18 protein-coding genes and 1 pseudogene are annotated in these 16648 nt (G+C 41.9%); 12 read left to right on the forward strand and 7 right to left on the reverse strand.

What is annotated here, in order from left to right; translation table 11 throughout:
- Positions 1–10: 10 nt before the first annotated feature.
- Positions 11–1039: a dihydroorotase gene (gene pyrC, locus ACLFKQ_RS23945; protein ID WP_449002204.1), complete on the reverse strand. Its 1029-nt coding sequence runs from the start codon at positions 1037–1039 to the stop codon at positions 11–13.
- 93 nt (positions 1040–1132) lie between these two features.
- Here pyrC and hisI point away from each other — a divergent pair, with 93 nt between their 5' ends.
- Both hisI and ACLFKQ_RS23955 read left to right on the forward strand, forming a co-directional pair.
- Positions 1133–1618 carry a phosphoribosyl-AMP cyclohydrolase gene (gene hisI, locus ACLFKQ_RS23950; RefSeq protein ID WP_449002205.1) on the forward strand — a complete coding sequence of 162 codons (486 nt, stop codon included), beginning with the start codon at positions 1133–1135 and terminating at the stop codon, positions 1616–1618.
- Positions 1619–1628: 10 nt separating this feature from the next.
- Positions 1629–2212 (forward strand): annotated as a pseudogene (locus ACLFKQ_RS23955) (class I SAM-dependent methyltransferase).
- A 131-nt stretch (positions 2213–2343) separates the two neighbouring features.
- Here ACLFKQ_RS23955 and ACLFKQ_RS23960 read toward each other — a convergent pair.
- Positions 2344–2733 carry a hypothetical protein gene (locus ACLFKQ_RS23960; protein ID WP_449002206.1) on the reverse strand — a complete coding sequence of 130 codons (390 nt, stop codon included), beginning with the start codon at positions 2731–2733 and terminating at the stop codon, positions 2344–2346.
- Positions 2734–3090: 357 nt separating this feature from the next.
- Between ACLFKQ_RS23960 and ACLFKQ_RS23965 the strand changes: the two genes are divergently transcribed.
- From ACLFKQ_RS23965 to cysS, 3 genes are all read left to right on the forward strand, one after another.
- Positions 3091–4131 carry a CobW family GTP-binding protein gene (locus tag ACLFKQ_RS23965; protein WP_449002207.1) on the forward strand — a complete coding sequence of 347 codons (1041 nt, stop codon included), beginning with the start codon at positions 3091–3093 and terminating at the stop codon, positions 4129–4131.
- 275 nt (positions 4132–4406) lie between these two features.
- Positions 4407–4799 carry a DUF1636 family protein gene (locus ACLFKQ_RS23970; protein ID WP_449002251.1) on the forward strand — a complete coding sequence of 131 codons (393 nt, stop codon included), beginning with the start codon at positions 4407–4409 and terminating at the stop codon, positions 4797–4799.
- A gap of 4 nt (positions 4800–4803) precedes the next feature.
- Complete coding sequence (gene cysS, locus ACLFKQ_RS23975) at positions 4804–6300, forward strand: cysteine--tRNA ligase (protein ID WP_449002208.1); 1497 nt, start codon at positions 4804–4806, stop codon at positions 6298–6300.
- An 18-nt stretch (positions 6301–6318) separates the two neighbouring features.
- Here the strand turns inward: cysS and ACLFKQ_RS23980 are convergent, their stop codons facing one another.
- Together ACLFKQ_RS23980 and ACLFKQ_RS23985 are read right to left on the reverse strand one after the other, a co-directional pair.
- Positions 6319–7356 (reverse strand): CobW family GTP-binding protein, encoded by a 1038-nt coding sequence (locus ACLFKQ_RS23980; RefSeq protein ID WP_449002209.1) that lies wholly within the window; start codon positions 7354–7356, stop codon positions 6319–6321.
- A gap of 3 nt (positions 7357–7359) precedes the next feature.
- Positions 7360–7488 carry a hypothetical protein gene (locus tag ACLFKQ_RS23985; RefSeq protein WP_449002210.1) on the reverse strand — a complete coding sequence of 43 codons (129 nt, stop codon included), beginning with the start codon at positions 7486–7488 and terminating at the stop codon, positions 7360–7362.
- Here ACLFKQ_RS23985 and ACLFKQ_RS23990 point away from each other — a divergent pair.
- The 3 genes from ACLFKQ_RS23990 to ACLFKQ_RS24000 all read left to right on the forward strand — a co-directional run bounded on the left by ACLFKQ_RS23990 (position 7478) and on the right by ACLFKQ_RS24000 (position 10412).
- On the forward strand, positions 7478–8548 hold the full coding sequence (locus ACLFKQ_RS23990; protein ID WP_449002211.1) for a metal ABC transporter solute-binding protein, Zn/Mn family: 1071 nt from the start codon (positions 7478–7480) through the stop codon (positions 8546–8548). The genes ACLFKQ_RS23985 and ACLFKQ_RS23990 overlap by 11 nt on opposite strands.
- A 241-nt stretch (positions 8549–8789) precedes the next feature.
- On the forward strand, positions 8790–9569 hold the full coding sequence (locus tag ACLFKQ_RS23995) for a metal ABC transporter ATP-binding protein (protein ID WP_449002212.1): 780 nt from the start codon (positions 8790–8792) through the stop codon (positions 9567–9569).
- Between the two features lie 3 nt (positions 9570–9572).
- Positions 9573–10412, forward strand: coding sequence for a metal ABC transporter permease (locus ACLFKQ_RS24000; protein WP_449002213.1), 840 nt, complete (start codon positions 9573–9575; stop codon positions 10410–10412).
- A gap of 178 nt (positions 10413–10590) precedes the next feature.
- Here the strand turns inward: ACLFKQ_RS24000 and ACLFKQ_RS24005 are convergent, their stop codons facing one another.
- Entirely contained in the window at positions 10591–10842 is a 252-nt protein-coding gene (locus tag ACLFKQ_RS24005; protein ID WP_449002214.1) for a hypothetical protein, read from the reverse strand.
- A 130-nt stretch (positions 10843–10972) separates the two neighbouring features.
- A complete protein-coding gene (locus tag ACLFKQ_RS24010) occupies positions 10973–12184 on the reverse strand; it encodes an IS256 family transposase (protein WP_448998010.1) in 1212 nt (403 codons plus the stop codon).
- A 190-nt stretch (positions 12185–12374) separates the two neighbouring features.
- On the opposite strand from ACLFKQ_RS24010, the gene ACLFKQ_RS24015 reads away from it, so the two are divergent.
- The 3 genes from ACLFKQ_RS24015 (at position 12375) to ACLFKQ_RS24025 (ending at position 14664) form a co-directional block, all read left to right on the forward strand.
- The gene (locus tag ACLFKQ_RS24015; RefSeq protein WP_449002215.1) at positions 12375–13415 is read left to right on the forward strand and encodes a CobW family GTP-binding protein; all 1041 of its coding nucleotides are present in this window, start codon (positions 12375–12377) and stop codon (positions 13413–13415) included.
- Positions 13416–13434: 19 nt separating this feature from the next.
- A complete protein-coding gene (folE, locus tag ACLFKQ_RS24020; RefSeq protein WP_449002216.1) occupies positions 13435–14091 on the forward strand; it encodes a GTP cyclohydrolase I FolE in 657 nt (218 codons plus the stop codon).
- A gap of 165 nt (positions 14092–14256) precedes the next feature.
- Positions 14257–14664 (forward strand): Fur family transcriptional regulator, encoded by a 408-nt coding sequence (locus ACLFKQ_RS24025; RefSeq protein WP_449002217.1) that lies wholly within the window; start codon positions 14257–14259, stop codon positions 14662–14664.
- 488 nt (positions 14665–15152) lie between these two features.
- Here ACLFKQ_RS24025 and ACLFKQ_RS24030 read toward each other — a convergent pair.
- Positions 15153–15907, reverse strand: a protein-coding gene (locus ACLFKQ_RS24030) for an IS5 family transposase (protein ID WP_448998612.1) whose coding sequence is annotated in 2 segments (ribosomal slippage) — positions 15153–15584 and positions 15587–15907 — 753 coding nt in all. Because the reading frame shifts where the segments join, the coding sequence is not laid out codon by codon here.
- Between the two features lie 88 nt (positions 15908–15995).
- On the opposite strand from ACLFKQ_RS24030, the gene ACLFKQ_RS24035 reads away from it, so the two are divergent.
- Positions 15996–16607 carry a Coq4 family protein gene (locus tag ACLFKQ_RS24035; protein WP_449002218.1) on the forward strand — a complete coding sequence of 204 codons (612 nt, stop codon included), beginning with the start codon at positions 15996–15998 and terminating at the stop codon, positions 16605–16607.
- Positions 16608–16648: the final 41 nt, after the last annotated feature.

Consider the following 16648-nt stretch of genomic DNA (forward strand, 5'->3'; position numbering starts at 1 on the left):
ACTGTTAATGTTAAACCATTTGCCAGCTTATCTCTTGACCCGCCCATAAGGGAACGAGTCCAGATTCAGGAAATGGAACTTCATCGGGAATACGCCAGGTTGTCTTGGTCAAAGTAATCTGTTCGGTATTGCGTGGGAGTTGATAAAAATCTGGTCCATAGAAACTGGCAAAAGCTTCAAGTTTATCGAGGGAATTAGCCCTCTCAAAAGCTGATGCGTATAGCTCCATGGCGTGGAGAGCGGAATAACAACCCGCACAGCCACAGGAACTTTCTTTGCTATTGCGGGGATGGGGCGCGCTATCGGTGCCCAGAAAAAACTTGGGATTGCCAGATGTTGCTGCTTGCAAAAGTGCCAGGCGATGCTTCTCTCGTTTCAGAATGGGTAAACAATAAAAATGGGGACGAATACCACCTTGGAATATAATATTACGGCTAAACAATAGATGTTGTGGTGTAATGGTTGCAGCGATCTTGTTGGTTGTTAAGACAAACTGCACGGCATCGGCGGTGGTAATGTGTTCGAGTACCACCCGCAGGTTGGGAAATCTTTTCTTGAGGGGGATCGAGTGTTTCTCGATAAACACCTTCTCGCGGTCAAATATATCAACATCTTTATCGGTCACTTCCCCGTGTAGTAATAAGGGTATATCTACCTGCTCCATCACTTCAAAGACGCGATCGCACTTACGAATGTCCGTCACACCGAAGTCAGAATTGGTAGTTGCACCCGCAGGATAGTACTTTACTGCTTTGATAAACTGAGATGCTTTGGCTGCGATAATTTCTTCGGGGCTGGTATTGTCGGTGAGATAGAGGGTCATCAATGGCTCAAACTGTTTGCCAGTGGGAATTGCTGCCATAATGCGATCGCGATAGGCAGCAGCATCAGCACAAGAACGTACTGGAGGCTTTAAATTCGGCATAATGATGGCACGGGCAAACTGACGTACTGTATGGGGCAAAACTGCTTTGAGTGCTTCGCCGTCCCGAAGATGCAAATGCCAGTCGTCGGGTTTGGTAAGAGTAAGATTTTGCATTTTTCTATCATAAAACACCTAGAGATAGGACGCTGGCGTGAGGAGTTTAATTGTGTATGATAATGATTATCAAAATTATCTGCCTAATCGAATATGAATCCCCTATTTACCGCCCGCACTTCCGTAGAACAGGTTGAGGAAGGTTTGTTACTCGCTCCCAAATTCGATGCTAATGGTTTGATTCCAGTAGTTACCACCGATATCAACACGGGTGAAGTGCTAATGCACGCCTACATGAACGAAGAGGCGTTAGTTAAAACCATTGAAACGGGAGAGGCTCATTATTACAGTCGCAGTCGTCAGCAGCTATGGCATAAAGGTCAGTCTAGTGGATTGGTACAACAAGTACAGCAGTTAGCTATTGATGACGACCAAGATTGTCTGTGGATGCAGGTTAAAGTAGCTGGTTCGGGAGCTAGTTGTCACGTGGGTTATCGTTCTTGTTTTTATCGCCGTATTCCTACAGGGAAAAATGCGATCGCTTCCCAGCAACCAATTCAGTTAATATTTACCGAAACAGAGAAAACATTTGACCCTCAAGCAGTCTATGGTGATACCCCAAACCCTACACAATTGTAATTATAAAATTATGTGGAACGAAAGATACAGCGAAGCTGGATTTGCCTATGGCACAGAGCCAAATGATTTTCTGTTGGAGAACTTTAGCAAACTAACAAAAGGAAAAGTTTTATGCCTTGCTGAAGGTGAAGGAAGGAACGCTGTTTTTCTAGCAACCAAAGGATTTGATGTAACGGCGGTCGATCTATCAGAAGTTGGTCTGGAAAAGACTCTCAGTCTAGCTTAACAGAATAAAGTTACAGTTAAAACTGTCTGTGCTGATTTGTCAGATTTTACAATTGAAGAAGGTTACTGGGATTCTATCGTTTCGATTTGGGTTCCGCTTCCATCTGTAGTTCGCTATGTTCTTCATCAAAAGGTTGTTAGCGGATTGAGAATGGGCGGAACATTTTTGCTCGAAGCATATACACCACAACAACTAGAGTTTGGACAGGAGGAGGACAACAAGTCGATCTAATGATGTCCCTCGATTCATTGCAGGAAGAATTGAACGGATTAGATTTTGAGATCGCGAGAGAAACAATCCGCGAAATTCATGAAGGAAAATATCACAATGGTCAAAGTGCAGTGGTTCAAGTTTTGGCGCGTAAGTAAAAGTGTCACCATGATTCTGATGCTAGCAACCAATTCAGTTATTGTTTAAGAGGAGAAAACATTTGACCTCAAAACAGTGTATGTTGATGCCTCCAACCCGACATAATTGTAAATTAAGCGGAGCGACTGAACTAGGGCAATTGATTGCGAAGGCGACGCAAACAATTTATTGATGCAATACAATCACAGCCGAATATTTCTACAGCAGTATCGCTTTCTTCATCAGTAACATTTAATAAAGCATCTTGGGGGCGAGCCACTGGATCGATTTCTGGGATATTTTTCCGAACATTCTGTAATTGTTGAGCTTCGGCGCAAAAGTATCGAGCCAATTTTGGATGACGGGCACAGGCTTTGAGAGATTCTTCTGATGCTGTTTGGTTAGAGCTAAAAGATTCTCTGGTTTCTGGTGCTTGTATCTTGGTTGCTTCAACAGCATTACTAGATTTAGAAATTGCTAGTAAAGAGATTATTGAAAAAATAGCTCTACGGTTACGATCTAGCAGGGACAAGATTTTCATAAGTCTTCTCGATATTCCTTCTTAAGTAATAATGATAATCGTTATCACAAAATTGTCAACACCGCGATTAGAGAGGCTCCCTGGTCGGGAGCCTCTCTCGCGGTCAATCTGCTGGAAAGCCGTCTGTAACATTGCTTCAATTTTGCACGGACATACGTTGCCATACGTCGCCCTATGCGATGGCTACCCTTACAGCTTCCCTACGCGATTTTGAGCGCGGGGGATGCAGGGGCGCGTGATGAGCATATCTAACCGCGTTGTTGAAAAAAACTTCAAAATTCGTGTCCTCAGATTTTTCAGAACGAGATAAAATGATAATCATTATCAAAACTTGTCGAGACGAACTAACTTAAAAATATGACTCGTCTAAACTTTAGCCTGTCCGATGCTCTGCCATCTTTACCTAAAAGCGGAATGCCAGTCACGATTATTACTGGTTTCTTGGGTAGTGGCAAAACCACCTTACTCAATCAAATTTTACAAAATAAAGACGATCTGAAAGTAGCGGTATTAGTCAATGAGTTTGGCGATATTAATATTGATGAGCAGCTACTTATTTCAGTGGAATCAGATATATTAGAACTCGATAATGGTTGTATCTGCTGTACCATCAATGACAGTTTAGTAGATGCTGTCTATCAAGTTTTAGAACGAGAATCAAAAGTTGATTATTTAGTAATTGAAACTACAGGAATAGCCGACCCGTTACCAATTATATTGACTTTTTTAGGGACAGAATTAAAGTTTTTAACTCGTCTTGATGCGGTGATTACGGTTGTAGATGCAGAAGGTTTTGGTGCTAATCAATTTGATGGTGATGTCGCCTTAAGTCAAATTAGATATGGCGACATGGTTGTTTTAAATAAAATTGACTTAGCAAGCGGAAAAAGAATTGCGGAATTAGAAACATTTATCGGCAATATTAAACCAGGATTTAGAATTTTACAGAGCGAATATGGGAAAGTACCTTTACCTTTAATTTTAGATATTGGTTTAACTCAAGCAGATAACTATCAATCTAAAATTCCTGAGTTTCGACGTAACAAATCTGCTTTTAATAATCATTTGGAAACAGATGGTTTTGATTTCGTTTCTTTTCAAAGCGATCGCCCATTTGAAATTGAGAAATTTGAACGTTTCCTAACCCAAGGGTTACCAAATAATGTATTTCGTGCTAAGGGTATACTATGGTTTCAAGAAAGTCCTACCCGACACATTTTTCAACTTAGTGGACCTCGCTACGATCTGCAAGCAGATGATTGGACGAGTCAACTCAAAAACGAACTGGTATTCATCGGGCGTAATTTGGATGAGTCTTTAATTAAACAGCAGCTTAATGACTGTCTAGCTGGTTTGATTTTACCCAATAAATTTAGTCTGCCTAATTTACCTTGGTAATTGTAATGGATTTATTTTCGCGAAGTAATTTGAAAACCGATCCTGCAAAAGTAAAACAAGTAAAAACTTGGATAACTGAAATTTTAAATCTAGATAAACAAGTCACTATTTCTTTAAATCAATTAACCTGTCACGAACCAGGATGTCCGCCCATTGAAACAGCGATTGTAATTATGAAACAATCTCCAAAACAATACAAAATTCATAAATCGATTGCTGAAATACAACAGTTAGATATCTATCAATTAAAAGCAAAATATCAAACTTTAATTAAGATGAGCAAACACACTATATTTGTCTGTCGTTCCTGCGCCTTTTCTCCTCAACGAAAGGATTATTTAGGACAAAGAGGTGGAAAACATTTATCAAATCAATTAAAAGCTTTGCAAGCAAACTGGCAATATAAAGATGAATTTATTATTCAAGAAGTTAATTGTCTGAGTGCTTGTAATCGTCCCTGTGTAGTTGCTTTTGCTGCACCTAATAAAACTACTCTGATGTTTGGCGATTTGCCACCGATGACCAGTCCCTCTTCTATATTGCGCTTTGCCGAACAATACTTTGCTAGCAACGATGGACTAATCAAACGCCAAGACCGTCCAGAAGTTTTACAAAAAGGAATTTTAGCTCGTATTCCCCCCTTACCCCCTTTAAAGATAGTTACATAGCTTGATGACTTTAAAAATTTACAATACCCAAACCCGTCCCCTCGAAACCTTTATAAGCCTTCTACCACGCATAGTGACCATGTATTGCTGTGGCGTGACCGTATACGATTATTGCCATTTAGGTCATGCCCGTTCTTATATTGTCTGGGATATGATACGTCGCTATTTGCAATGGCGCGGATATGAAGTTACCTACGTGCAGAATTTTACCGATATCGATGATAAGATTCTCAAGCGCGCCCAACAGGAAGGAGTTTCGATGGCAGATATCTCAGAACGTTTTATCAAAGCTTACTTTGCAGATATTCGTCCCTTAAATGTCATGGATGCAGATGAATATCCCCGCGTCACCGATAACATCGCTGGGATTCAACAATTAATTCAGGTATTGCTCAATAAAAAATATGCTTACGCTACGGTCGATGGAGACGTTTACTTTCATGTGGAAGCTTTTGGGGAATATGGCAAACTCTCTGGACGTAGCCAGTCAACACCTCGATTGGATAAGCCGAGGAAACCTCGGCATCCCTCTCGGTCAATGATGCAAGCGGGGGCTAGTGGCAGGGTAGCAGTTAGCGATCCTGTAAACAGCAATAAAAAACATCCTTCCGATTTTGCCCTCTGGAAAAGTGCGAAACCAGAAGAACCTGCTTGGGATTCTCCTTGGGGTGAGGGTCGTCCTGGTTGGCATATTGAATGTTCTGCTATGGTGAGGGCATTGTTGGGAGAAACCATTGATATTCATGGCGGTGGGGGCGATCTGGTGTTCCCCCATCATGAAAATGAAATTGCCCAGTCGGAAGCTGCCAATGGTAAACCCCTGGCTAAATACTGGTTGCATAATGGCATGGTAACGGTGAATGGGGAAAAAATGTCTAAGTCTTTGGGGAACTTTACGACAATTCGCGAGTTATTAAATCGTCCCCTCGATCCGATGGTAATTAGATTGTTTGTTTTACAGGCACATTACCGCAAGCCATTAGATTTTACTGAAGAGGCGATTATTTCAGCAACCAATGGTTGGCAGACTTTACAGCAAGGTTTACTCTTTGGGGAAAAATATGGCAATAGATTAGGTTGGAAGAAAAACCAAGAACTCGACTCTGCTGTCATAGAACAATTTAAAACAGCAATGGACGATGATTTTAACTCTCCTGGGGGATTAGCGGTTTTGTTTGAACTAGCTAAAAATCTCCGTCGGGAAGGAAATTTGTTAACCCACGAAGGTAAAACCGCTACCGATCTGGAAGAGTTACAACGACAATGGCAAACTTTAGTTCATCTAGCAGAGATTTTAGGATTAGAAGCTAAACCTGAAGCCAACTTAGAAGATACCTATAACTTCGATGAAGCAGAAATTAGTAGATTGATTCAACAACGTAATGAAGCCAGAAAAGTAAAAGATTATGCCCAAAGCGATCGCATTAGAGAAAAATTACAACAAAAGGAAATTACTCTAATCGATCGCCCTAATGGAGAAACCAGCATTGTTTATAGCTGATAGCAGTTCCTCGCCAAACTATTTTTTAGCAACACAATTTTCCAGTAATGCTCTTAATTTCTCTGGTTCTAAATTTCGTCCGATAAAAACTAATTGATTTTTGGGCATACCTTTCCATTCATCATCTTCAATGCCAAAACGCTTTCCACTGAGATGAAAGATATGACGGGCGGTACTTCCTTTTATCCATAAAATACCTTTAGCGCGAAAAACCGATTCGGGTAGTTGATTATAGAGAAAATATTGAAACTTGCGAATATCTAAAGGCTGTTTTGTTTCAAAAGATAGAGAAGTAAAACCATCCTCATCTAAATGATCTGAATGGTGATGATGGTCATGATTATGTCTTTGGTGGTGATGATGCTCGTGAGAATGATGTTCGTGGTGGTGGTGTTCGCTCTCGTGATGAGAATGATTTGTTTCTTCTTGAAAATAACGGTCTGATTCAAACAAACCTACACTTAAAATTAAAGGTAAAGCAACATTGCCTTTGACCATTTGTAAAATTCTTACATTAGGACGTTGTTGGCGAATTTTATCTTCAATTTTTGCTACTACTTGTGATTCCACTAAATCTGTTTTATTGAGTAAAATAACATCTGCATAAGTAATTTGTTGTTTAGCTGCAAAACTTTCTTCTCTAGTTTGAGTATAAAAATTATCACAATCAACTAAAGTAATAATAGAATCAAGGCGAGTTTTACCTCTTAATTCCGTACTTAAAAAAGTTACCGCTATTGGTAAAGGATCGGCTATCCCTGTAGTCTCTACAATCAAATAATCTATTTTTTCTCTGCGTTCTAAAATCTTATGGACTGTTTTAACTAAGTCCTCATTGATGGTGCAGCAAATACAGCCATTATTTAGCTCTACAACATCATCATCACTGGAAATAATCAATTCGTTGTCAATACCAATTTCGCCAAACTCATTGACTAGAACCGCCGTTTTCAATCCTTGCTGTTGAGTCAGAATATGGTTGAGCAGAGTAGTTTTTCCACTACCTAAAAATCCTGTAATAATGCTAACGGGTATGCCTTGTATTGATGTGTCCATTAACTAATTGTTAGATAGCTGTTGACGATCGTGATAACGATTCTCATCATAGCCTCGGACTCTGACAACAGCAAGAGTAAGACGATAATCGAGAAAATACCGCATCTCGGATATCATAAAAATGATAATCATTCTTGTTTTATTTGTCGGTGTATTTTTGATGCAGCCTTTACAATCAATGTCCAATTATCGTTTCCTATTTGTCATCGCTCTAGCATTGGGGATTACACCTTTAGTCGGGTGTAACTCCTCCGAGGTAAGTGAAACTCCAACAGAATCAACTGCGCCTGAAGCCTCTCAAGCCTCAGATCTTGACGCTACAGAAACCCAACTAGAAGTAATGGTAAGTATTCCCCCACAAAAATACTTTGTAGAGCGAATTGGTGGCGACCGCGTTAATGTTGATATTCTCTTACCGTCAGGAGCGAGTCCTGCTACTTACGAACCCAAACCCCAGCAACTTCAGAGCTTAAGCGATGCCGATGCCTATGTCCGCATCCACGTACCCTTCGAGAAAGCTTGGTGGGAACGCATTAGTTCTGCTAATTCCGATTTACAGGTAATAGATTTAACTAAAGATATCGACCGAATACCGATGGCTTTCGACCATCATCACCACGGGGAAGAAGACGGACACGGACATGATGATGCACATGGGCACAATGAAGCACACGGACACAATGAAGCAGAAGCTGAAACAGGTACTAATCCCGATCCTCATATTTGGCTATCTCCTCCCCTAGTTAAAGAACAAGCCCAGACAATCTACGACGCTTTAGTAGAGCTAGATCCGCAAAATGAGCCTAGGTATCAAGAGAATTTGACAGCATTTATCGCCGAGATCGAACAGCTCGATCGAGACATAGAAGCCACCCTCGCTAATGTTGAAGATCGAACCTTTATGGTCTTTCATCCTGCTTGGGGATACTTTGCGGATGCCTATAACTTAGAAATGATTCCGATTGAAGTTGGCGGAAACGAGCCGAGTGCTGCGGAAATGTCTCAACTGATTAAAGAAGCTGAAGCAGAAAATATTGAGGTCATCTTTGCACAGCCTCAATTCAGCACTAAGGATGCTAAAACTATTGCTAATGAAATTGGTGGCGAAGTAATTTTAATCGACCCCCTGGCAGAAGACTGGTTGAGTAATATGCGTAAGGTTGCTGATACTTATAAGCAAGTTCTCAGTTGATGAGTCGGACTAACCAAACATTGAACATTGCGAGACAGCGCGTTGTAGGGGTTGCCCCCATACAGCCCCTATTAGGGCAAAGTCATGCTTCGCATGACGATGGCGCGTATGCGCCGTGCGACTGTCGAGGGCGAACATTAAACATTTTGGTTTCAAGCCTCTTCCTTTATGAAGAAAGAAGTTTGGGAGAGGTTTCAAGCCTACTTCAATCACGAATGATAAATGTTAAGTGATAAATGAAATGACATCAAATTCATCCGATCTGGTAATCGAAGTTAAAAATCTTTGGGCGGGCTACAAGCAAAATGATGTTTTGCAGGCGATCGATTTTTCCGTTCGCGAACTAGACTATATCGGCATCATCGGTCCTAATGGCGGAGGTAAAACAACCCTATTTAAGGTGTTGCTGGGACTACTACCACCTCAACGAGGACAGGTCAGAATTTTAGGTCTGGAAGCCAAGCGAGGTCGGCGATATATTGGCTATGTTCCCCAAATAATTACCTTCGATCGCAGTTTTCCTATCGATGTTTGGGATGTAGTGCGGATGGGACGCTTGGGAAAACGCCGTCTTCTGAGTCGTTACAATCGTCGAGATGATGAAAAGGTGGAACAGGCACTACGACAGGTAGACCTACTCGATCTTCGCCATCGTTCCGTAAGCGAGCTTTCTGGAGGACAACTACAGCGAGTATATCTTGCCAGAGCCTTAGCCACAGAACCACGTATCTTACTTCTAGATGAACCGACTGCTAGCTTGGATAGTCGAGTATCAGCAATAATTTACGACCTGCTTGGGGAGATTAACAGCTATGTTACAATTTTAACTATTTCCCACGATATTGGAGCTATTTCGTCTCAGGTTAAAACCGTAGGCTGTTTGAATCAAAAACTCTATTATCACGGCGATCGCCAAGTGACCGATCGGATGCTAGAGCAAACCTATGGCAACGCCATAGAACGAGTAGTTCATCAGGGCATTCCTCAGCGCATTTTAGACCCACATAATACAGAAGGATAGAAGATGTTGGAAGCGTTACAACAAGAATTTATGCAAAATGCGCTGCTAGCTGGACTGCTGGTAAGTATTGCCAGTGGAATTATTGGCACTTTTGTAGTAGTCAATCGCATCGTGTTTATTGCAGGAGGAATAGCCCATGCAGCCTACGGAGGCGTTGGCATGAGTTTTTTCTTTCGCTTTAATCCCGTACTAGGAGCTATTGGTTTTAGTTTAGTTGCAGCAATGAGCATGGGTCTAGTGCAGCGTAAAACTCGACTGCGAGAGGATACTGTTATTGGTATGTTGTGGTCGATTGGTATGGCTATTGGCGTGATTTTTATCGACCTGACTGAAGGCTACGTGGCAAATTTGAGAAGCTATTTATTTGGTAGCATTCTGGCTGTTCCGCGACAAGATTTGTGGATTATGCTGCTCCTAGATATCATTATCGTTCTATTAGTAGTGGCATTTTATAAGGAGCTATTAGCCATTTCCTTTGACGATACTTTTGCCACAGTTCGTAATGTACCCGTAGATGCTCTCTATCTAATGTTGATGGGTATTATTGCCTTGACAACCGCGATGCTGATGCGAGTTGCTGGAGTAATTCTGCTGATTGCCTTGCTGTCTATGCCTGCTGCGATCGCCAATCTCTATGTCCAAGATATGAAGAAAACGATCTTGCTAGCTATTGGTCTGTGCATGGTGTTTACTACCGTAGGTTTAGCACTTTCTTATCTTCTCAATTTTACTTCTGGAGCGACGATCGTACTTTGTGCTGCGGTTACTTATCTTATCAGTCTGGGTATTAACGCTTGGCGACAATCTCTTCAGAAGGGCGACAGAGCTTTTGAAAAAGCTTAGACGACGCTTATATTAGAAAAGCGATGCAGCGCGGTCTTGAAGGTTTCCTTCTTAGAGCGACTGCATCAAGAAGCGATCGCCTTTCTATGCAGGGGTGCTTGGGTGCTTGGGTGCAGGGGAGAATTTTTACTTGTAAGTAGACAACTCTCCCCCGCTCTTCGGCTCCTCTGCTCAGAAGTTAGGCAAAAGCAAAATCACTTTCACTCAAGCTATTGACATCAACATTTTGAATAATTCCTAAATCCGAGTTGTTGGCAGAGATTAAAGCATCATTGCCTTGAGGGGTTATAGTGAGATCGCTGTAACCAATACCCAAACCAGCAATACCAATTACATCTTCATCAATAGTAAAATCAGTAATAGTATTAGCAGTTTCAGGAATTTCGGCAGTCGCCACCCAAAATTGGTCTGCACCCTCACCGCCAGTCATAGTATTGTTACCGCCATTAGTTATAAAGAATCGATCTGCACCTTTAGCACCAAAAGCGCGATCACTTTCACCTAAGATTAAGATGTCATCTCCAGAAGCGGATCTGTCAATAAGTTTGTGTCAAAGAAAGTTAAAGTGGAAGCCGTCCTTCAAACTCGATGGCAAATCGATTTAAAGCAGCTTTCCAATCCCGTAAAGGTCTAGTCCATCTCTGAGATAAGTTATTAATCGCAAGATAAATAACTTTGAGCGCAGCTTCATCTGTTGGAAAAATCCGATGATTCTTCAACACTTTTCTAAGAGTCATATTCATCGACTCGATCGCATTAGTGGTGTAAATAATGCGACGGATTTCTGGAGGAAACTGGAAAAACGGAATCACGTGCTGCCAGTGAGCCAGCCAAGACCTACTAATTGGGGCATAAGTGGAGTCCCACTTGTCAGCAAAAGTTATTAGTGCCTGTTCGGCTTCAGCTTCAGTAGCGGCAGTGTACACTCGTTTGAGGTCAGCGGCAACAGCTTTACGGTGTTTGTAGGAGACATAGCGTAGGGAGTTCCTGACCATGTGTACCATACATAACTGTACGCGGGTTTGCGTAAATACCGTTTCAATCGCTTCGGCGAAGCCCGTCAGACCATCGATACAAGCAATAAAGATATCCTTGACTCCACGATTCTTTAACTCAGTTAACACCGACAGCCAGAATTTTGCCGTTTCTGTCTGGGTCATCCACAGCCCCAATAACTCCTTATCGCCTTCGATGTTGATTCCCAGAGCTAGATGGACGGCTTTGTTGATGACTCTTCCCTCCTGTCTGACTTTGACGACCAAAGCATCAAAAAAGATAATTGGATACACTGCCTCTAGGCTGCGATTTTGCCACTGGAGTCGCTCTTCATGAACCGCATTGGTTACTTGAGATACCAGGGCTGGCGATACTTCTACTCCATAAAGGTCTTGTAGTTGGGCTTGGATATCACGAGTGGTCATTCCTCTCGCATACAGGGCGAGAATCTTGTCATCGAAGCCTGTAAAACGAGTTTGTCCTTTTTTGACCATCTGAGGCTCGAATTGGCGATCGCGATCGCGAGGCACGGCAAGTTCCGCTTCGCCAAACTCCCCCTTAATGGTTTTACGGCTGTGTCCGTTGCGTCGATTTTGTCGCTCTTTTTTGCCCCGCTCTGCCTTCTGAGTCTCTAGATGTACGTCTATTTCAGCTTCTAAACAACGCTCTACGAGTTTTTTGGTCAGTTGTTTGAGGATTCCTCCTTCTCCAATAAGGTCTTCTGGTTTTTCATAGTCTTTGAGCAGTTCATCAATTAACTCTGGTCGAAAGGTCATAGTCTCATTCCTCACATTAATTCTATTTATTAGAGTGTGTTTTGACCTTTGACACAATTTATTTTACATACCCAGTCCGAAGGACTCAGCCATGCCGCTAGGCTTATCGCTTTAGTCGTTTATTGTTTTGATTTTGATAACGATTATCATTATAATAAATCTTAGATACACCATACTGTTTTCTTTCACCATGTTAGAGACTTCCCAGCAACTACCAGTCACTATCATCACAGGCTTTCTCGGTAGCGGGAAAACTACCTTACTCAATCAAATCCTGCAAAATGACGGTGGGGGATGCTACATGCGGCAAACCGAATCGCCTTTGTGGTCAAGGAGCATATCCAACCACCGTGTTGACTACAACCAAAAAGTAGCAGTATTAGTAAACGAGTTTGGCGATATTAATATCGATGCTCAACTTTTGGTTTCCTACGACGATGACATGGTGGAATTGAGCAACGGTTGTATTTGCTGCACGATTAATGAAGGCTTGGTAGAAGCAGTAACGCGAATCTTGGCTAAGGGAGAAAAAGTAGAGCGTTTGATTATTGAAACTACTGGTGTAGCTGACCCTTTGCCGATTATTCTGACTTTTGTGGGTTCGGATTTTCGAGATTTTACGCGCCTAGACTCGGTTATTACCTTGATTGATGCGGAAAGCTTTACCCCAGAACATTTCAATAGCGAGGTGGCGTATAAGCAGATTGCCTATGGGGATATTCTCTTGCTAAATAAAACCGATTTAGCGAGTAGAGAACAATTAACTGCATTAGAAACCTACATTGCTTCAATTAAAAATAATCCCAGAATTATTCAGACACAATATGCTCAAGTTCCCCTACCTTTAATCTTGGATTTGGGTTTGACTGCGACAGATAGCTACCTCGAACAAGAACACCACGAACATCATCACCATCATTCCCATCACTTAGAAGCCGATGGTTTTGTGTCTATGTCCTTTCAAAGCGATCGCCCCTTTGATGTCTATAAATTTCAAAAGTTTTTAAACGAAGGACTTCCCCTAGAAGTTTTTCGTGCTAAAGGAATTGTTTGGTTTGCAGGAAGCCAATTAAGGCACATTTTCCAACTTTGCGGACAGCGCAACGATATTAAGTCCGAACCTTGGTCTAGTCCTCCTGTCAACCAGCTAGTTTTTATCGGTCGTCATTTAGATACCGATAAACTCCGCCAACAGCTAAATGACTGCTTGGCTACTTCTGTTACTATTTAGTTTAATCTAATTCAAATTTATGACCCTAGCTAAGTCCCAACCAGATCGATTGGACAAAATCGATAATAAATTACCTCAATTAACTACTACGCAACAGTCTCCCGTGTCAGAAGAGGAGATGCGCCAAGCAGTAAGGACTTTACTCTTGGGATTGGGAGAAGATCCAGACCGCGAAGGCTTGAGAGATACCCCCAAGAGAGTGGTCAAAGCCTTAAAGTTTTTGACTTCTGGCTATCATCAATCTTTAGACGAATTGCTCAATGGGGCAGTGTTTCACGAAGACGCTAATGAAATGGTCTTAGTTCGGGATATCGATCTGTTTAGCTCCTGCGAACACCATATCTTACCCATTATCGGTCGCGCTCACGTAGCTTATATTCCCGATGGTAAGGTAATCGGACTGTCCAAAATTGCTCGTATCTGCGAAATGTACGGACGGCGTTTGCAGGTACAGGAAAGATTAACCGCCCAAATCGCCGACGCACTCCAAGGATTATTACAACCAAAAGGGGTGGCGGTAGTAGTAGAAGCCAGCCATATGTGTATGGTGATGCGGGGAGTACAAAAACCTGGTTCTTGGACTTCTACCAGTGCGGTTAGAGGTGTGTTTGCCGATGATGCTAAAACCCGTCAGGAGTTTATGAGTTTAATTCGCCACAACCCTGTGTGGCGTTGATCGATTTGCGTGTCCCTGTTAGAGATGGGTATTAAGCCCATCTCTTTATTCTTAACCGAGGAAGCGTAGCTTAGTCAGTCTCTAAGGAATCGCCCCCTCCAAGGTTGACACGGGTGATCGCTTGTCTCGATGTTCACCAATTTTAATTCGCGATTGTTAATTTTTATGCCAATTCGACAACCCAGCAGTCACAAAACTATTATTAATTTTCTCAAACAACTCCGACGAGAAATTGATGCTCAAGATTTGTATTCAGAGTTAAAGCGTCAGGGCAAAAAGATCGGATTGGCAACAGTGTATCGTGCCTTAAAAACTCTTCACAAACAAGGCTCGATCCAAGAACGATTAAGTATTAAAGGTAAATCTTTGTATAGTGCTACTTCATTCCACCAGCAACATCACCTTAACTGTCTTCACTGTCAACGTTCGATTGTTATCGATAGTTGTCCGATAAACGGTAATTTAGACCGTTGGTTTCAACAATCTCAAGAATTTAAGGTTTACTATCATACTCTAGAATTTTTTGGTTTATGCACCGACTGTCAAGAACAAGAAGCATTTCGCCAATTATAAAGCGATCGCTAAAGCGTTACAGGAATTAGAAAATCCACAATCAGCGTATTAACTTATTGCCATTAAGGCCCACATTTCGCGAGTTGCATTATACTTATAATAAATTTCATTCAAATCCATTACCTTGGGGTAGTTTTAGCGATTTAAGTCTAAATCATGTCATCGCGAAAAATCAACAATAGTTCAAGATGTGACAATGAAAATCTGACAAAATTAGCGATATTTACCATAATCTATCGTGCTTCATTAGTAACGTGCGAAATATAGGTTAAGGGAGGCTTACTTGTTTTTTTAGTAATTTGAAATTGTATAAGTTTTACCGAACTTAAATTGGGAGAACAAAACCATGGGATTTAAGTATATTGATTCTATAGCAACACCCGAAAATGTCGACAAGCTTTTGACATTGGTAGATAAGGTTGCAGGAGTTAGGGTCGAAACGAACAACGTGTTTGATATTGAAGATGCCTTAGGTTCTGTTGACACAATTAACGCAACCAAATTAAAGCCGAAGCAAATTCGGCAAATCCCAAATAACATTCGTCAGTTTTGTCAAAACGGCTGAAAACGCGACGATAGTATTTAAGTTTGTTAAAAAAGCACTCAACTAGATGTCGCTCCTTGTACAGATGTGAATCGTAATCTCTAGGGTTGAGGCGACCAGAACGAGGCGGAATCACGCCTTGAGCACCAGTTTCCTCAATCAAGACCACAAAAGCATCACAATCATAGCCTTTATCGGCAATTACCTGTTGAGCTCGATAACCAGCCACCAATGCCTCTCCTTGACTGATATCGGCGGTTTGCCCTGGAGTCAGAAGCAACCGCAGCGGATTGCCCAACGCATCTACCACAGCATGTAACTTGGTACTAAATCCGCCACAAGAACCTCCTAAAGAGTGTTTTTCTGACCCCCTTTTGCTCCTGCTGCACAGGGATGAGCACGAATCATGGTGCTATCGGGAATTAAACTTTCTAAGTCAGCAGAGTGGGACATTTCTTGCAAGAGACGATGCCAAACTCCCTTCTGACACCAACGCCGATATCGTTTGTAGAGGCTGTTCCAGTTGCCAAAACGTTTGGGTAATTCACGCCATTGAGCACCTGTGCGAGTAATCCAGAGAACCGCATTCAGAAAACGACGACAAGCTTTGGGGTCTTTGATACGGATGTCTTGTTGGTGGCTCAGAACAACGAAAATTTGCTGCCAAGCAGAATCGTCCAACTTAACACGAGATTTCATGAAGAATTTTTTGACTAAAATCAGCAACTTCAGGTACTTTCTCATCTTTGCCTCTTTACGTCAACAGAACCTAAGAGATAGTCCCCAAATGCAAAAATGTCTCGCACAAGTTCGCCAAGACCCTGCTTCTGCCCAGCTCCTGGAAGAGCGCTATATGGGAAAAGAGTTTGATTTGGAAGAGCTGCTCAAACTGCCTCGAAACTCTCTGGGGTGGACTTATGCCACAATTCTCAAGACGATGAACTACGATCCTCAATTTTATCGTATTCGCGAGATTCGCTCAGATGTCGATTACATTACTCATCGGGTTCGCAAAACCCATGACTTGCACCATGTTCTGACGGGATTTAGCTTTGATGATTATGGTGAACTCGGTGTTATTTCGGTTACGGTCGGACAAATTAACTATCCAGCTTTTATTTTCATCGACTTGCTTTCGGGGCTGTTAATCTACAGTACGGGTCGAGAGAGAGAGGGGATTGAGAATTACATGAGATATAGCTTTGACCTTGTTTCCCAAGGGATTAAGATAGCGCGACAGGCAAAGCCTTTATTTGCGGTTAAGTGGGAAGAAGGATTAGAGCGTTCTTTAGATGAGTGGCGAAGCGAACTGGGGATTGTTCCTGTAACATCAGGACAATGGAGTTGGTATAATCGACCATTTCTACAGCAGGCGCTCTCCAGTGGGGGAATAACTTAAAATTCCTTTGAATGTTAGGTACATCTAATTAAAGAAGTTTT

Source organism: Myxosarcina sp. GI1(2024) (assembly GCF_053543375.1).